This window comes from Paenibacillus monticola (assembly GCF_009664975.1).
Taxonomy (GTDB): Bacteria; Bacillota; Bacilli; order Paenibacillales; family Paenibacillaceae; genus Paenibacillus_AQ; species Paenibacillus_AQ monticola.
Map to the genome: position 1 here is coordinate 179,675 of NZ_WJXB01000003.1, position 16,241 is coordinate 195,915.

Genomic DNA, 16,241 nt, shown 5'->3' on the forward strand with positions numbered 1-16,241 from the left:
AGGTTGTTCCCCTCTCTAAGACCCTTATAATGAAGTATGCATTTATGTTCGTCAGCCAATCTCTTTATTCCTGCCTTTACACTTACAAACCACTATTTTCTCGAGTCATGGGATGCTCCAGATCTACATGTCCCATCAAGCTCTCCACTTGCTCACCATCTACTAGCATTTCAACACTCTTCACTTCGGAAAATTGAAAAAAAGTTTGCGTTAAAGCACTGATCGCAAAAGCTTCACCACCGGCACCTAGTTGAGCTTCCTCAGGTTTATGAATATCCATCAGAACTTGCCCGTTCTCATACTTCAGGGATTTCAATTCAATCTTGCTCCAGAGCGAGACTAGCTCTGTATTATCGCTCGCTTGCAGCGCTTTAAATGCCTCTGTATATTTCTCTACATCATCAGCAAAGCTTATAGTTGCCTTGGCAGGCACCAGATCCATAAGCTGTGAGTCTGTAAAATAAACCGCTATGCTCTGACTCTGCTTCTCAGGCGCCGCGGGCTCCGTGGAAGCAGGAGTTGCGCTGGCTGTTGGCTGTGCAGTGCTGGCTGAATTCTGACCTTCGTCTCCATTGGTACCCTCTGTATTTCCTGTATTCTCCCCTGCGCCACTGACTACAGTGGAAGAATTTTGTCCTGCTTCATTAGACGGAGCCGCAGCAGGTTTTTCCCCGCAACCAGCTATCACCAGCAGAAGCAATGCAGCTATACCTGCATGACTCAATTTTTTGTTGATCATCATTAACGCCTCCTCTAGATGAATACGGGCAGACCCGTGCCGCAAAGCCATTCTGCCCTTTTGCAATAGGCATATGCTGGCTTTGCGGCGCTAATCTGCCACTTGGCTGTTATTTTAACCCGAGATATTCTTTAACACCACTAACGATAGATGCAGCAACCTTATTTTGGAAAGCATCCGTAAAGAGAGATTTCTCATCGCCTTTGTTGCTCAAGTAACCTACTTCAAGTAGAACAGCTGGCATTTTCGTTTCACGAATGACGTGGAAATTCCCGTATCGTACACCGCGATCACTTAGGCCCGTTGCCTGAACTAGATATTTGTGCATCACATTGGCTAATGCCTTACTGGCGGCCCGCTGATAATAGGTTTCAGTACCGCTGGCTACAGAGGAACCCCCACTGTTAGCATGCACAGAAATGAATAGGTCAGCCTTCAAGTTATTGGCGATAGCTACTCGCTCCTTCAGTTCCAAGAACGTATCGTCACTGCGTGTCAACACAACATCAATATTGCTTTCATTCTTGAGTAGTGCGGCAGCCTTAAGTACAACGGCCAAATTAAAGTTCTTCTCATACTTGCCAGTTACGCCTACTGCGCCTGAATCTTTAGCTCCATGTCCGGCATCTAGCACTACCAGCTTTCTACCACTGTTGCCAGGCTGGGTAGTCGTATCGTCAGTGCCAGCTGCATTCAGATCAATTACAGCCAACTTTGAAGAATCACCCGAAATGTTAACGCTATAGTTCTTAGCATTGTTCAAGTCAATTACAAAACGAACCGTATAAGGATTTGTGCTGTATAGCGAGTACCGTACGGCGGATACATCCGGATAATCTGTCACGACCAGACTACCATTCAGATTAGGGTCAAGGAGTTGACCTGTACCGAATAGATCAGAAAAGGTGGCATTAGGTATATCTACTATAATTCGGTCAGGACCCGTTATCTTGGAGACTTTAGGAACTGAATTACCTTCCATAGCAATGGTCAGCCGATTCTCGCTAAAGCTCACACCGTTAACCAGCGTCAGATTTGCAGTAGTATCAGCAGGAGGAACGACAACACCCGTTCCACTGTCAACAGTACCTCCGCCTGTATCATTGTTATCACTCGGCGTTTCTGGGGTAATAAGATTTACAATCTTGTTTGTGTTATCCCAAGTGACGGTGAGACCAAATTGTTCGCCTATGAACCTGATCGGCACAAGTGTCGTATCGTTACGCAACACAGGAGCTGTAGGAAGGATAATTGTCTTGTCATCTACTGAAGCTGCGGTTTGGTCTACAGCCAGTTTGACAATCCTTCCCTGCTGTTCAATCGTAATCGTCTTATTCTGCTGATCCCATTGCACCTGATAGCCAAGGTTCTCAACAATCATTCTTAGGGGTACCATAATACTGTTATTCACGTTCTCAACCGGGACGTTCTGGACTGCAGTAAGCTCTTTGCCGTCTAAAATAATCTTACTGTTTGCGGCAGCAGCATGTCCATTCTGTGGCAACGCCAATACAAAGAGCAGCAACATCAGTATAAAGCCAAATTTCTTCATTCTTCACCTCTAGGAATCTAGTATTCCGCCTGAGTACAGCGTTCATGTTGATCTAACCACCGGCAACCTTCGACAACTATTATAGACGCGTGCAAACTTCAAAAGTTGCGAATATATTCCATCCTATAATAGGATTCCGCTAATATAAGTTACTAGAATCGAGGACTATAATCCAAGATATTCCATTATCCCCGCTGCTATTTCCCGAGCCAAGTTATCCTGAAGCTTCTCAGTGTACAGCGCGGCTTCGTCGCCCAGATTCGTCAAATACCCGGCTTCCAGCAGTATAGCAGGCATGCTTGTTTCCCTTGTCACATGCAGGCTTTTGTTTCTTACTCCATTATCTTTGAATCCGGTTCCTGCTACTAAATGCTTATGCATAATCTGTGCTAAAGGCAGGCTCTCGCTGCGGCTGTAGTAAGTTTCACTGCCGTTCACGTAATTCCAGTTGGTAGAGGAAGAATCCATCGCGTTCGCATGAACAGAAATAAATAAATTAGCCTTTACAGCCTTAGCTATGTTCACCCGATCCTGTAAACCAAGCGTGATATCATCCGTCCGGGTATAAATGACTTCCACAAGGGAGTTCTGCATAAGTAAAGCTCCAACTTTGCGAATCACCGCAAGATTAAAGTCTTTTTCCTTCTTGCCTGTTACGCTGATAGCACCAGGCTGTGAGCCGCCATGGCCCGCATCAAGTACAACTATCGGCTTCCCACTACCAACAGGTACTGCCGGACTGCCTCCTACGTTGCTTAGTACGTTCAGATCAATAGTCACAAGCCCGGTACTCTCATCCGTGCTAAGTTGATAAGGCTGGCTACCTACCGTTTGAATAACAAAACGCACTGTAGGCGGACTTACACTGAATAACGCATATCTAAGCTCAGAGACTAGAGGATAACCGGTGACATCCAGCTTGCCTTGAGGGCTGCCATTCGCGACAATCACCGGCAGACTGCCGGCAAACTCAGGGGCAAAAGCAGCACCGGGAAAATCTACAATAATACGGTCAGGACTACTCATTGTTGTGACTGTTGGCTTCACAGCACCCGTAACGGCGACAATTAATCTGTTCTCGCTGAATACCGCTCCCTTAACTTGGGGGCCGACAACAATCCCGCCACTGCCTTCTGGTGTAGGACTAATCAGGGGCAGCGGAGTCGGAGTGGCTGAACCTGTTACATTGCCCTCTACCGTCCCTGTTAGGGGAGTTGCTGTAGGAGTGGGAGCTGGAGAGTATGTAGCTGTTGGAGTAGCTGTAGGGATAGCAGCGGTATCCGTGCCGCTTGACAGTCCACCGGTTAAATAGACCGTCTTATCCATATTGTCCCAACCCACTTTAAGTCCAAACTGCTCGCTGACAAAGCGGATAGGAACAAGCACCGTACTCCCACTCTGCTTAGGCGCTGCATTCAAATCAAGGGTTACCCCGTCAGCATTGGCTGTCTTGCGTCCAACAGCCAGTTCAATGCTTTTTCCATCCTGCTGCACGGTTACCTTACGAGTCTTCTGTTCCCATAGCACTTGGAATCCGAGATTCTCCACCACAACGCGAACCGGAATCATAACGCTTCCATTCACATTCTCAAGAGCTATCCCTTTAGGCATAGTGAGTTCCCTATTATCCAGAATAATTCTGCCCGTACTGCTAGCAGCTGCAGAAGCCTCATAGCCGGTAAATGAAAGTAATAACAATGGCAACAGCAACAGTAGTAATACCCGACCGGCTCTTCTCATCCTTTTCTCTCCTTCGGCAAGTAATAGATTTATAGACAGATAAGTATCAGACGACAGAAATCTCCAAATGTTGCCTATCACAGCAACGAATATATCGATTATAGCAAAAAAACTTCTATTTCCGACACCCGGAAATAGAAGTTTTGTGTAAAATTTGTAAAGTTTACGTAAAAGTCCAGCTAATTCATGCTTTAGGCAAACAATTTAGCAGCATTTCGTTCCTCATAAGCCGTAATCTCATCCGCATGCTGCAGTGTCAGCCCGATATCATCGAGACCTTGCAGCAAGAACTGGCGACGATGCTCATCCAGCTCAAAAGTGATACTAAGACCGTATTCATCGCTAAGCTTATTGTTCTCAAGATCAACGCTCAGCTTGTAACCTTCATGCTCAGCCGTCCGCTTGAACAGCTCATCTACTTGTTCTTCCGAAAGCTTGATCGGCAGAATCCCATTCTTAAAGCAGTTATTGTAAAAAATATCGGCATAAGATGGGGAAATTACGACTTTAAAGCCATAGTCAAGAATCGCCCATGGTGCATGTTCGCGTGATGAGCCGCAGCCAAAGTTGGCCCGCGAGATCAGGACAGATGCGCCTTCATAACGCGGTTTGTTCATCTCGAACGTTGCATTGTCATTTCCCTCTTCATCAAAACGCCATTCATAAAAAAGAAACTGTCCAAAACCTGTTCGTTCGATCCGTTTCAAGAACTGCTTCGGAATAATCGCATCCGTATCTACATTTACCCGGTCTACCGGGGCAACGATACCTGTTAATTTTTTAAAAGCATCCATTATATTATCCTCCCACTTTCTCTTGTTCTACAAGCTGACGGCTTCCGTCTTATAGTTCCAATCGCGAATATCGGTAAAATGACCCATTACCGCTGCCGCTGCCGCCATCGCAGGGGATACCAGATGCGTACGTCCGCCGCGGCCCTGACGTCCTTCAAAATTACGGTTCGAGGTAGAAGCACAACGTTGTCCTGGTTGCAGAACATCCGGATTCATCGCCAGGCACATACTGCAGCCTGCTTCACGCCATTCAAATCCCGCTTCTGTAAATACTTTGTCGAGGCCTTCTTTCTCTGCCTGCAGCTTCACGCGTCCTGAACCTGGTACAACGATCGCCGTTACCTTATTAGATACTGTATGTCCTTTGGCTACCTGTGCGGCAGCTCTCAAATCCTCAATCCGGCCATTCGTGCAAGAGCCGATGAATACATAATCAATCGGAATTTCCGACATCGGTGTGCCTGGAGCCAAATCCATATATTCAAGCGCTTTTTCAGCAGCTTTACGTTCATTTTCTGTAGTGAAGTCAGCAGGATTAGGTACACTTGAGGTAATGTCTGCACCCATACCTGGGCTTGTGCCCCAAGTCACCTGCGGGATCAGCGTCTCCACATTAAAGTCAAGAGTAGTGTCATATTCTGCACCTTCATCACTTACAAGGCCCTTCCAAATCTCAACAGCAGCATCATAAACTTCGCCTTGCGGTACATATTCACGACCACGCAGGTAGTTAAATGTAGTCTCGTCAGGTGCGATCAAGCCCGCTCTGGCCCCGCCTTCGATCGACATGTTGCAGACCGTCATACGTTCTTCCATCGACAATTCGCGGATAGCTTCGCCTGTGTACTCGATAACATAACCTGTTGCAAAGTCTGTACCGTATTTCGCGATAACGCCCAGAATCAAATCCTTTGCCGTTACGCCTGGATTGCGTTTGCCTGTGAAGCGAATTTCCATAGTCTTAGCCTTGGACTGCTGCAAACATTGCGTAGCCATTACATGTTCTACTTCACTAGTGCCAATACCAAAAGCGAGTGCGCCGAAGGCACCGTGAGTAGAGGTGTGGCTGTCACCGCAAACAATCGTTTTGCCGGGATGTGTCAGGCCAATTTCCGGGCCCATAACATGCACGACACCTTGATCGATGTTATCAAGATCATACAGCTTCACGCCAAAATCGCGGCAATTCTGCGAAAGAGTGTCAATTTGTTGTTTGGAAATCGGATCTTTAATGTTGAAACGGTCAGTCGTAGGAACATTATGATCCATGGTTGCAAAGGTAAGCTCCGGACGGCGAACCTTGCGGCCGCTGAGACGAAGACCTTCAAAAGCTTGTGGGGAAGTAACCTCATGTACCAGATGCAGGTCGATATACAAAATACTCGGCTTGCCTTCTTCTTGATGAATAACGTGATTATTCCAAATCTTCTCAAACATTGTCTTGTTGCTCATGATTTCACCTCATTAGTAGAATCGTTCAGTTGGAAGAGAGCGTGGAGTCTCTCTTGAATGTTCTAAATATAACATCCCTGTGTTTATAATTCCAAGATATGATATCTATAAAACCCATAGGTGTGGCCTATAAGATGGAATAGGTTTGAATTATCAAGTAATTGCCACTAACATGAATATATTATTTATTTATAAAGGAGTTGTTGGAGCTATGAGTAATGATCAATCTTATTCCATAGGTCATGCCGCAAGGATATGTAATATATCCGTTCAAACTCTGCGATACTATGACAAAATCGGCCTGGTGATCCCCAACCACACGGATAAGCTCACCGGTTACCGTTATTATGCAAATCAGGATCTGCTTAGAATTATGATCGTGCAGGATATGAAAATGCTGCAATTCTCGTTAGAAGAGATCGGAACGCTTTTGAAAAGTGGTAATTTGAAAAGCCTGCAAATAACCCTCGAAGCCAAACATAAAGAAATGTCAGAAGAGCTTAAACGATTAGAACAGACTGTGAAATCAATAGAACTATGAGCGGCTCGAATTATTCTGCTTCAGGAACTGGGCAAAGGGTTGGTAGACTTAGACGTACTGGTAGAAATGAAGCAGCTTCCAGAACGGCATGTACTGTCTGACCGAGGGTTCTATGCCTGTGGAATGGAGCCTTCAATCGTAAAGTTCACAGAATTATTCCACAAAATTGAGGCCAGTGGATTAACTCCAGAAGGAATCATGACCGTCTATCATGAGAATATTATGGATTTTGATCGTGCTAAATCTGACTTGGAATATTGTGTCATGCTCGAGAGCATTGGATTGGAAACCGCTCCTATACGTACCCTTCCCCAGGGAGATTACATCACTGCACGTTACTGCGGAATTCCCAATGATACATCCTGCAAAAAGATTTATAGTAAGCTTCAAGATTGGATTGAGACTCACGGATACATAGAAAGTGGTGATCCAATAGAGTACTATATTGTCGATAGAGCACAGATGTTGAAGCCGGAGGATTTTATCGTAGAACTGCAAGTACCCGTTCGTAAGGTCTTGACCCTATAGTAGCTATAGGGTTTATTTTATTATTATCCAGTACTTATGGTTATGCTTTCGAAGCGAGTTTTGAATGAAGTGACTCAGTTGAAGCAGATACTATCAAAAATTTAGGAGGATAATAATGAATATAATTCTAGGAACAGGACCGTTAGGTATGGCTGTAATGAGGGAGCTTGTGGCTCAAGAGGAACCAGTTACCATGATCAGTACCAGTGGGAATGCGTCTGTGCCGCCAGGAGTAAGGTTAGAAAGAGCTGATCTCTCAGATATAGAGCAAGCAAAGGCAAGTCTGAAGCATGCTTCGGTGGTATTTCAATGTGCACAGCCTCCGTATCAAAAGTGGAGTAAGCTGTTTATGCCTTTTCAAGATCATATTATTTCAGGTGCGATGGCAGCTGGAGCAAAGCTAGTTGCGGCTGAGAATATGTATATGTATGGCTTGGTTAAAGGATCGATGCACGAGCAGCTTCCTTATGCAACGAATACCAAAAAAGGTCAAGTCAGGGCATCGATGTCCGAAAAGTTGCTGAAATTATATCAAAATGGAACTATGCAGATGGTAATGGGCAGAGGTGCAGATTTTTTCGGACCTAATGTCCACAATTCTTCCGTTGGCTCAAGGCTGTTTCAACCCATCGCTAAGGGTAAAGCATGTACGGTATTGGGAAATCCTGATAAGAAGCACACATATACGTTTATAGTTGATTTTGGAAAAGCACTCGTTCTGCTGAGCCAACATGAGGACGCCTTTGGCCAAGTATGGCATGTACCGAATGCTGATACTGTTACTACAAGAGAATTTATTGATACGTCCTACCGGATTGCTGGCTTCCCCCCAAAGATCAGAACAATGGGAATAGGCATGTTAAGATTCGGTGGCTTGTTCATTCCCGCAGCCAGAGAAAGCATAGAGATGTTATACCAGTTCGACGAGGATTTCATTGTGGATAGCAGTAAATTCACCGAACGATTTGGGATGACTGCAACACCCTTAGAAGCTGCGATAGAGCAAACTCTTCAATCCTCACTTAGCATATAGATTGTTCCAGTTATTCTATGGAGAACAGCAAGCGCAGTTTAACTACCCCCAGCTTTAACTCGAAGTGATTGCCAGCACAGCGATCGCAAGAACCCTCCGAACCCGTAGCGCTTGTTTCACAAACGGTCAACCGCTGGTTTTGGTTTTGAGCCACAAGAAAACCCAGTCCACCTGTATCGGTGTGAGATGGTATTTAGTATGCATATAATTTGTCTATACTGATGTATATGCTGACGATTTGATATCCTAATCTTTCCATGAATTTCCGAAGGATTGTTCAACCAAGCTAATAAAAAGACCTTCTTTATTCTTAAAATGGTGATAAGTACTCCCCTTGCAGTCGCCGGTAGCTCTGCTAAGCCATACATTATTGTCCCTTTCCAGCTTCGATATAAAACAGCAGATGTTCTTCCCAATTTCCATTGATTTTGACTCTATGAGGATTGCTTCCTTCTACTGTTTGGAAACCCGCCTTCTTCAGTACCCGAATCGAAGCGGCATTCTCGGGAACGGCCCCTGCTTCAATACGCTTGATCCCCGCCTCTTGAAAGGCATAATTCAGAACTAGCGGAATGGCTTCGCTCATATATCCATGACCCTGGTGCGCCTGATCCAAGGCATAACCAAGAATCCATTGCTTTGTGGTGTCTGGCATGATTTCCACCAGTGAAATATCACCGATCAATTGCCCTGTTTCGTGCAGAAATATCCCGAATGCATAGCGCTGATGTGCTTCTATTTCTTGTGCCCAACGTGTGATAAGCTCGACCTGACCTTCCAAGGTGTAATAGGATTCGTCACGATCGATTGATACTTTTTCAAAAACAGCCCGGTTGCGGATCTGCACATCCACACGCTCCTGCGCATCGCCAGCGACAAAAAAACGAAGATAAATTCGTGTTCCAAGCTCATTATTCAAGTTGATCAGCTCTTCTCGTTGATGTAGGTTTACTTATATTAAACCCCAGCTTTATAGGATATACTTATAAGCAATTCTATTCATTCCCAAGGAGTTTATCAATATGGAACTAAGACAATTGCAATATGCGCTGCAAATTGCAGCCGAAAGGAACTTCTCCCGGGCGGCTGAGAAGCTGCACATTGCTCAGCCCTCGCTCAGCCAACAGCTGTCCAAGCTGGAGAAGGAGCTCGGAGTCCTGCTTTTTCAGCGGAATACAAGTTCGGTGGAATTGACCCATGCTGGATCAAAATTTATAGAACAAGCCCAGATTATTATTGACGCTGTTGAATTGCTGCGTCAGGAAATGTCCGACATTTCCCAACTGCGTACCGGCCGCGTTGTTGTTGGCAGCATGCCAATTACCGGTGCACATCTATTGCCGCATGTACTGCCGGTCTTCAAACTAAAGTATCCGGAAGTGGAAATCACACTGCTTGAGGATTCCTCCATGAATCTGGAAAAGCTTACCGCTAGTGGACAGACTGATCTCAGCCTGCTCTCTCTTCCGCTGGAGATCCCTAGCCTTGCTTACGAAGTGCTTGGTGAGGAAAGGATTGATCTCGCGGTCCCGCCTGAACATCGGCTAGCTTCCCGCAATGCTAAGGGAATCCGCACTTCTCTGGTAGAGCTGAAGGACGAACCCTTTATTGTACTTAAGGAAGGTCAAGGCTTTCGTAAAATGACGGTGGAACTCTGTCAGGCGGCAGGTTTTGAGCCGCGGATCGTCTTTGAGAGCAATAACATGGAAACGGTACAGTCACTTGTTGCTACAGGCATGGGGGTAACGCTGGTGCCTCATTTTATTGCCCGTGCGCCACGGAGTGAATTCGTTCCTATCTATTTGCCGCTCGCTGATCCCATTCCCAGCCGTACATTAGTGGTGGCTTACCGGCGCGGCCGTTATTTGTCTAAGGCTGCGGAAGCTTTTATGGAAACCTTTAAATCCACTGTTGCTGGTCTGGTAGAGAAATAATATGATAAAGAAGAGCAGCTGCATCTAACACAGCTGCTCTTCTTTATCAATCAATGTAAGTGAAATCGCAGCACCCGTCTCGCAACTGATATCCATATGATCCTGTGGCCTAATCCTGCCTATTGTGCTCAGTAATTAGCCTGTTCTGATCGTCTGACATACGGGCGGTACTCTCATCAACCGGTCCCTTGGTTCCAGGGTTTCCGGTCTTTTCTTCCACAAATTCGCGGATCGCATTACTATGAAACGCTAGTGATTCATCTGAATTCTTATGCGGTTCCTTATTGATATTTTCACTTCCAGCCATTTTCATCAACCTCCTACTAACAGATTATAAGTATTTTGCCCGATCTACCGCAGGATAAACATAATATTTGAGGCTTGCTACAGTTAGAAAGATATAGTTCCATCCCCCTTTGCAAACCGTCTTGCTCCATGGTATTCTAAATGACAAATAGTGAAACGTGCAGACGGGACCAGTAAGAACGAGTCTACCGCGCCCAGAGAGTAAATCCTGATAGCTGAGAGAATTTACCGCGGTATCGTTCTGAATCCTACCCCCGAGCGGCCTGCCTTGTTGCAGGACGGATGCTCCCGTTATGAGAATGAAGTCGGATGAACCCTCATCAATGAAGGTGGTACCGCGGAAGTTAACCAAGCTTTCGTCCTTTGCTAAGTCTAAGGATGGGGGCTTTTTTGTCATTTTATTAATCCATTGAGGAAGTGAAAGGCAATGACGACACGAGTAGTGGTCAAAATAGGGAGTAGCTCGCTTACAGGCCCGGAAGGCGGATTAAACCGCGAGGCTGTCGCTTTCTTCGCCGCTGAGATTGCCGGACTACGGCAAAGTGGCTGTGAAGTTCTGCTGGTCACCTCAGGTGCGGTAGCGGCAGGCTTCCGCAGTATCGGTTATCCAGCACGCCCAAAGCTGTTGCACGAGAAGCAGGCCGCCGCAGCTGTAGGCCAGGTGCTGCTCATGCAGGCTTATCAGGAAGCCTTCGCAGCGTTTGGTCTTACAACCGCTCAAATATTGCTGACCCGCACCGACTTCTGCAGCCGCCGGGCGATGAATAATGCAGTAATGACAGTTGAAGAACTGCTCCGGCAAGGCGCTGTCCCCGTATTCAACGAGAATGATACCGTCTCGGTCGATGAACTGAAATTTGGCGACAACGATACACTATCGGCGCTTGTCGCCAACCTGCTTAAGGCGTCGCGGCTGTTGGTATTGACCGATATGGATGGATTATACAGTGGGGACCCGCGCAAACAACCTGATGCTGTCCGCTATCAGACGGTGGAGGATATCACACCTGAAATTTATGCCATAGCCGGTGGCGCTGGCTCCAGTGTAGGAACAGGCGGCATGCGTTCCAAAATTGATGCAGCCAAGATTGCTACTCGAGGCGGGGTCCCTGTCTTTATCGGGAGAGCAACCGAACCGGGAGATTTACAGCTCGCGGCGGATGGGGCGGGTAGAGGTACTTATTTTGCCACTACATCAGCTTCCCTACCCGTCAAGAAACAATGGCTCGGCTTCATGTCCACTCCGCTTGGCTCCCTTTATGTAGATGAAGGGGCCGTTGAAGCTCTGCTGCACGGCGGCCATAGTCTGCTCCCTGTTGGTGTCAAACGGACAGAAGGCAACTTCCATGCTGGCGATGTGGTTGAGGTTCTCGGACCAGATTCACAACTGCTTGGACGGGGCATTGTCAATTATGATGACACACAGCTTCGCAGCATTCAAGGATTGCCTAGCCGGCAGGTTGTGCCTAAGCTGGGGGAAGTGCACCGCCTGGAGGTCATCCACCGAGATGAATGGATAACCTTGAGATAACAGGTTTAACTTATGCTCGCAAATTTTTTAGGAGGTATCGCCATGAGTGAAGTTGTAAATAAAGCAACCTTAGCCAAGGGAACCACGGGAGTGTTGGCAAGCTTGACTACTGGACAGAAAAATGAGGCTTTGCTTGTGATGGCCGCAGCACTACGCCGCGAAGCCACGGCCATTATTACCGCCAACGGCGAGGATCTGGAACGCGGACGCTTGAATGGTACGCCGGAATCTATGCTCGACCGACTCGCCCTAAATGTGGAACGAATTGGTAGCATTGCCGACGGGCTGCAGCAGATTGTTGTACTTCCTGACCCCATCGGCGACACGTTAGAAACCATTGAGCGCCCAAATGGGCTCTCCATTGAGAAGATTCGCGTACCCCTTGGTGTTATCGGCATCATCTATGAAGCGCGTCCGAATGTAACTGTAGATGCGGCAGGACTATGTCTGAAGACTGGCAATGCTGTAGTTCTGCGCGGCGGCTCTTCTGCACTGTCGTCCAACCGCAAAATCGTCGAGGTGCTACACAGCGCCCTTGCCGAAACTGACATGCCCAAGGATGCGCTGCAACTGATCGAAGACCCTACACGGGCCTCTGTAGATGAAATGCTGAAGCTGAACGGTTTGCTTGATGTTATTATTCCGCGCGGGGGCAGCTCGCTTATTCAGAATGTCGTGCTTAATGCCACAGTACCTGTTATTGAGACAGGGGCCGGTATTTGCCACACTTATCTTGACTCCAGCGCTATCCCGGAAATGGCCTTAAATATTAGTATCAATGCTAAGGCTCAGCGTCCCTCCGTCTGCAATTCCATGGAAACTCTGCTTGTACATCGTGATTATGCCAGCAAATCCTTGTATTCTCTAGCCGAAGCTTTCCGGGAGGTTAATGTAGAGTTGCGTGGCTGTCCAGAAACAGTAGCTATTGTTCCTTGGGCTTTACCAGCAAGTCTGGAGGACTATGCAACGGAATACAACGATTATATTCTTAATATCAAAATCGTCAGCAGCCTTGATGAAGCCTTGGCCCATATCGCCAAGTACGGGACCAAACATTCCGAATGTATCGTTACTGAAGATCAAGCGCAGGCGGCACGTTTTTTGCAAGAGGTTGACGCTGCTGCTGTATACCACAATGCTTCCACTCGCTTCACGGATGGCTTCGAGTTCGGGTTCGGTGCCGAAATCGGCATCAGCACCCAGAAGTTGCATGCCCGCGGACCGATGGGCCTGCCAGCACTCACTTCAACCAAGTATAAAATATACGGCACCGGCCAAGTCCGGAGTTAGTATTCATTTATTTGATTCACCAAACATTTAGGAGGAATTTAGCCATGTGTCAGCAACCTTCCATTCCACTCATTAATCATAATATTGTGTTTTATGGCGCAGGCTCGATGGCAGAAGCTATCGTTCGCGGAATGATTTCCCGCAGTGTGGTGTCGTCCGACAATATCATTATGCTAAACCGCAGCGGCAGCGAGCGCCTGGCTGAATTGCGAAGCCGCTATGGCGTTATAGGCAGCAACGATTCTGGGCAAAAAACAGAATATCTGCGAAATGCTCCGGTCATTGTATTAGCGATGAAACCCAAAGATGCTGCGGAAGCTTTGCGGAGCCTTGGACCGATCCTCTCTGCGAATCAGTTGATCGTCTCTGTCATTGCAGGCCTATCTATCCGTACTATTCAGGGTCTGCTTGGCACCCAGCAACCGATAGTGCGCACGATGCCCAATACTTCAAGTTCAATTGGCCTCGGCGCTACAGGTATATCTTTCTCCAAGCAGGTGGATGAGAATGGCCGACGCCTTGCGCTTAATATCTTTGAAGCCGTCGGCCTGACAACCGTCATCGATGAGGAACGTATGGAAACCTTAACCGGTATCTCTGGCAGCGGACCAGCTTATATCTATTACATGATGGAAGCCATGATCGCTGCCGGTATCCGTGGCGGACTTCCTGTGGAACAGAGCACTGAACTCACGGTACAAACCGTTCTGGGGGCCGCCCGCATGGTACAGCAGACCGGAGAAACACCCGCTGCTCTGCGCAAGAAAGTAACTTCACCGAACGGTTCTACCCAAGCAGCTCTGGAAGTATTAGATAAAGGGGAATTCTTCGAAACTGTCATTGCCGCAGTGAATCGCTGCGCAGAACGCTCCCGGGAGATGGGCGTGGCACTGGAGCAAGAACTCAAATAAGCTGTTTCCTAATATACCCACTATAATAGAAGAAGTATGAAAAAGATCGCAGTCCAGTCCAAAAAAGGACTCTGATTGCGATCTTTATTATTACTGGCTTATATTTCGCCAGCCCCCAGAAGAAGTAATATCTTCGGCTCCCTGCGCCGCATATCCCTCACAGATAAAACCACTGACTTCTTCACCATTCTCCAGCTCCACCTTGCTGATCCCAAGCGGTGCTGGAATCCCGGCAGTAAAGGCTCCGAATTCTGCCAGCGGCATTTCCCAGATTTCCAGTCGGATCATATTGCCGCCTACTGTTTGTTTAATTAGACCTGGCTTAGCTGGTACGGTAGGCAGCTTGTAGAGCTTATATTTTGCCGCTGTATTATCTTCACGCAGAAACTCTGCATGATATTCGATCATCTGTTTTTCGAGTGGAAAACCCCGCATATGCAGACCGCACACCGCTACTAATAGGGTTGTATTCTTATTGTTCAACAACATGATCACTCTCCCCCCTTAACTCCAGCTCTAGCGAAATAGTGAAAAGCTTCGCTGCCGCACGGACAAGCCCCTCCGCTTCTGCGGGTGCAAACAGGGTAATGCCAAATGGCAGATCCACGTCCGCATAACCGGCTGGCAGTGCTACGGCACACAGATCCAGTAGATTACAGTGATTCGTATACAGACCCATCTGGCGGTTGGTGGCAATAGGGTCCGCTCTGACCTGATCGCGTGTCCAAGTTCCTCCTGCTGTTGGAAGGATTAACACCGCATCTTGAAGTCTTTTCCGGGCTTCAAGCTTAAAGCTCTGCAGCTTATGCATCGCCCGAAATACCGAAGCTGCATCATATTCAGCAGCCGCTCCGGAGCGCAGCACGGTTTCGGTAACCGGAAAAGCTACACCAGGATTAGCTTCAATAAAGCTCCCCAAGTCAGCCCAGCGCTCGGCTACCCAAGGACCTTCGTACAGAATCGCTGCTGCCTCAGAAAACAGATCTGTATTTATGGTTTCTACGGTAATGTTTAAAGTCTGCATTCTCTCCAGTGCTGACTCCCAAGCGCGTTGATACAATTCCGCGAACGGACCAAAGAAGACTAGCGGCTCTTCCGGCACACAGATTCGTAGAGGTAATTTCTCCTCTGGTGCCGGTAAATGGCGTGACCACGGGTCATTCTCATGGAAACCTCTGGCAACTTCGTCAACCTCCAGCACATCTTCCAGCGTGTGAGCCATAACGGTGACACAGTCAAGGCTCGCACAGGCGGGAACTACTCCAATAACGGGCCAAGAGCCTAGACTTGGTTTCCAACCCACAAGCCCGTGTAAGGCAGCAGGCACCCGTCCGGAGCCGGCAGTATCGGTGCCCAGCGAGAAGGCTGCCTGTCCACGGGCGACAGCAACCGATGAGCCCGCACTGGAACCGCCACTAATCAGTTCAGGCCGCAGCGCATTGTGGGCTTCACCGTAAGGACTTCGTGTTCCGACCAACCCGGTAGCGAACTGATCCAGATTACTTTTGCCCACCGGGAGAGCACCTGCTTCAATTAATCTTGCCACTATGCCAGAATGCTGCTCGGGGGTATACGCATACTCCGCACAACCCGCTGTAGTCTCCACTCCGCCAAGATCGATATTATCCTTGATGGCAAAAGGAATGCCCCAAAGCGGATATTCCTGTGGATCAAGCGTCGACAAACGGTCCAAGTAAGGCTGAATCAAAACCAAGGATGGCGGTGTAATCCAAATATTCATGTTTTCGTCATCGGAGGCACGTGCTATAACGGCAGCGATGACTTCTTTTGGTGTCAATTCACCAGCCAGATAGGCTGTCCGTAGTCCGGTTACCGATAATTTCAAAGGAATTTGCTTAGGGAACATATGGTGAATCTCTCCTCTCATAT

The 16,241-nt window shown here is 47.5% G+C and carries 14 protein-coding genes, 1 pseudogene and 1 other annotated feature; of the genes and pseudogenes, 7 read left to right on the plus strand and 8 right to left on the minus strand.

What is annotated here, in order from left to right; genetic code table 11:
- Positions 1-82: 82 nt before the first annotated feature.
- The 5 genes from GJB61_RS09905 to leuC form a co-directional block, all read right to left on the minus strand.
- Positions 83-742 (minus strand): GerMN domain-containing protein, encoded by a 660-nt coding sequence (locus tag GJB61_RS09905; RefSeq protein ID WP_229521589.1) that lies wholly within the window; start codon positions 740-742, stop codon positions 83-85.
- Positions 743-848: 106 nt separating this feature from the next.
- Positions 849-2,291 carry an N-acetylmuramoyl-L-alanine amidase family protein gene (locus GJB61_RS09910; RefSeq protein ID WP_154118355.1) on the minus strand — a complete coding sequence of 481 codons (1,443 nt, stop codon included), beginning with the start codon at positions 2,289-2,291 and terminating at the stop codon, positions 849-851.
- A gap of 165 nt (positions 2,292-2,456) precedes the next feature.
- Entirely contained in the window at positions 2,457-4,031 is a 1,575-nt protein-coding gene (locus GJB61_RS09915) for an N-acetylmuramoyl-L-alanine amidase family protein (RefSeq protein ID WP_154118356.1), read from the minus strand.
- A gap of 191 nt (positions 4,032-4,222) precedes the next feature.
- Entirely contained in the window at positions 4,223-4,825 is a 603-nt protein-coding gene (gene leuD, locus GJB61_RS09920) for a 3-isopropylmalate dehydratase small subunit (RefSeq protein WP_154118357.1), read from the minus strand.
- Positions 4,826-4,852: 27 nt separating this feature from the next.
- Positions 4,853-6,277, minus strand: coding sequence for a 3-isopropylmalate dehydratase large subunit (gene leuC, locus GJB61_RS09925; RefSeq protein WP_154118358.1), 1,425 nt, complete (start codon positions 6,275-6,277; stop codon positions 4,853-4,855).
- Positions 6,278-6,488: 211 nt separating this feature from the next.
- Here leuC and GJB61_RS09930 point away from each other — a divergent pair, with 211 nt between their 5' ends.
- The 3 genes from GJB61_RS09930 (at position 6,489) to GJB61_RS09940 (ending at position 8,379) form a co-directional block, all read left to right on the plus strand.
- Positions 6,489-6,818: a MerR family transcriptional regulator gene (locus GJB61_RS09930; RefSeq protein WP_195724299.1), complete on the plus strand. Its 330-nt coding sequence runs from the start codon at positions 6,489-6,491 to the stop codon at positions 6,816-6,818.
- A 66-nt stretch (positions 6,819-6,884) separates the two neighbouring features.
- Positions 6,885-7,346, plus strand: coding sequence for a GyrI-like domain-containing protein (locus GJB61_RS09935; protein WP_229521590.1), 462 nt, complete (start codon positions 6,885-6,887; stop codon positions 7,344-7,346).
- A gap of 115 nt (positions 7,347-7,461) precedes the next feature.
- Positions 7,462-8,379, plus strand: coding sequence for an NAD-dependent epimerase/dehydratase family protein (locus GJB61_RS09940; RefSeq protein WP_154118361.1), 918 nt, complete (start codon positions 7,462-7,464; stop codon positions 8,377-8,379).
- A gap of 367 nt (positions 8,380-8,746) precedes the next feature.
- Here the strand turns inward: GJB61_RS09940 and GJB61_RS09945 are convergent, their stop codons facing one another.
- Positions 8,747-9,298: a GNAT family N-acetyltransferase gene (locus GJB61_RS09945; protein WP_154118362.1), complete on the minus strand. Its 552-nt coding sequence runs from the start codon at positions 9,296-9,298 to the stop codon at positions 8,747-8,749.
- 103 nt (positions 9,299-9,401) lie between these two features.
- On the opposite strand from GJB61_RS09945, the gene GJB61_RS09950 reads away from it, so the two are divergent.
- Positions 9,402-10,313 (plus strand): LysR family transcriptional regulator, encoded by a 912-nt coding sequence (locus GJB61_RS09950; RefSeq protein WP_154118363.1) that lies wholly within the window; start codon positions 9,402-9,404, stop codon positions 10,311-10,313.
- Between the two features lie 109 nt (positions 10,314-10,422).
- Here the strand turns inward: GJB61_RS09950 and GJB61_RS09955 are convergent, their stop codons facing one another.
- The gene (locus GJB61_RS09955) at positions 10,423-10,620 is read right to left on the minus strand and encodes a hypothetical protein (protein ID WP_154118364.1); all 198 of its coding nucleotides are present in this window, start codon (positions 10,618-10,620) and stop codon (positions 10,423-10,425) included.
- Between the two features lie 151 nt (positions 10,621-10,771).
- Positions 10,772-10,986, plus strand: a binding site (T-box leader).
- Between the two features lie 60 nt (positions 10,987-11,046).
- On the opposite strand from GJB61_RS09955, the gene proB reads away from it, so the two are divergent.
- From proB to proC, 3 genes are read left to right on the plus strand one after another with little or no spacing between them, the layout of a single operon-like run.
- Positions 11,047-12,150 (plus strand): glutamate 5-kinase, encoded by a 1,104-nt coding sequence (gene proB, locus GJB61_RS09960; protein WP_154118365.1) that lies wholly within the window; start codon positions 11,047-11,049, stop codon positions 12,148-12,150.
- A gap of 42 nt (positions 12,151-12,192) precedes the next feature.
- Entirely contained in the window at positions 12,193-13,440 is a 1,248-nt protein-coding gene (locus GJB61_RS09965) for a glutamate-5-semialdehyde dehydrogenase (RefSeq protein WP_154118366.1), read from the plus strand.
- A gap of 44 nt (positions 13,441-13,484) precedes the next feature.
- Complete coding sequence (gene proC, locus GJB61_RS09970; protein WP_154118367.1) at positions 13,485-14,351, plus strand: pyrroline-5-carboxylate reductase; 867 nt, start codon at positions 13,485-13,487, stop codon at positions 14,349-14,351.
- 90 nt (positions 14,352-14,441) lie between these two features.
- Here the strand turns inward: proC and atzF are convergent.
- Positions 14,442-16,218, minus strand: a pseudogene (atzF, locus tag GJB61_RS09975) (allophanate hydrolase).
- Between the last annotated feature and the right edge of the window lie 23 nt (positions 16,219-16,241).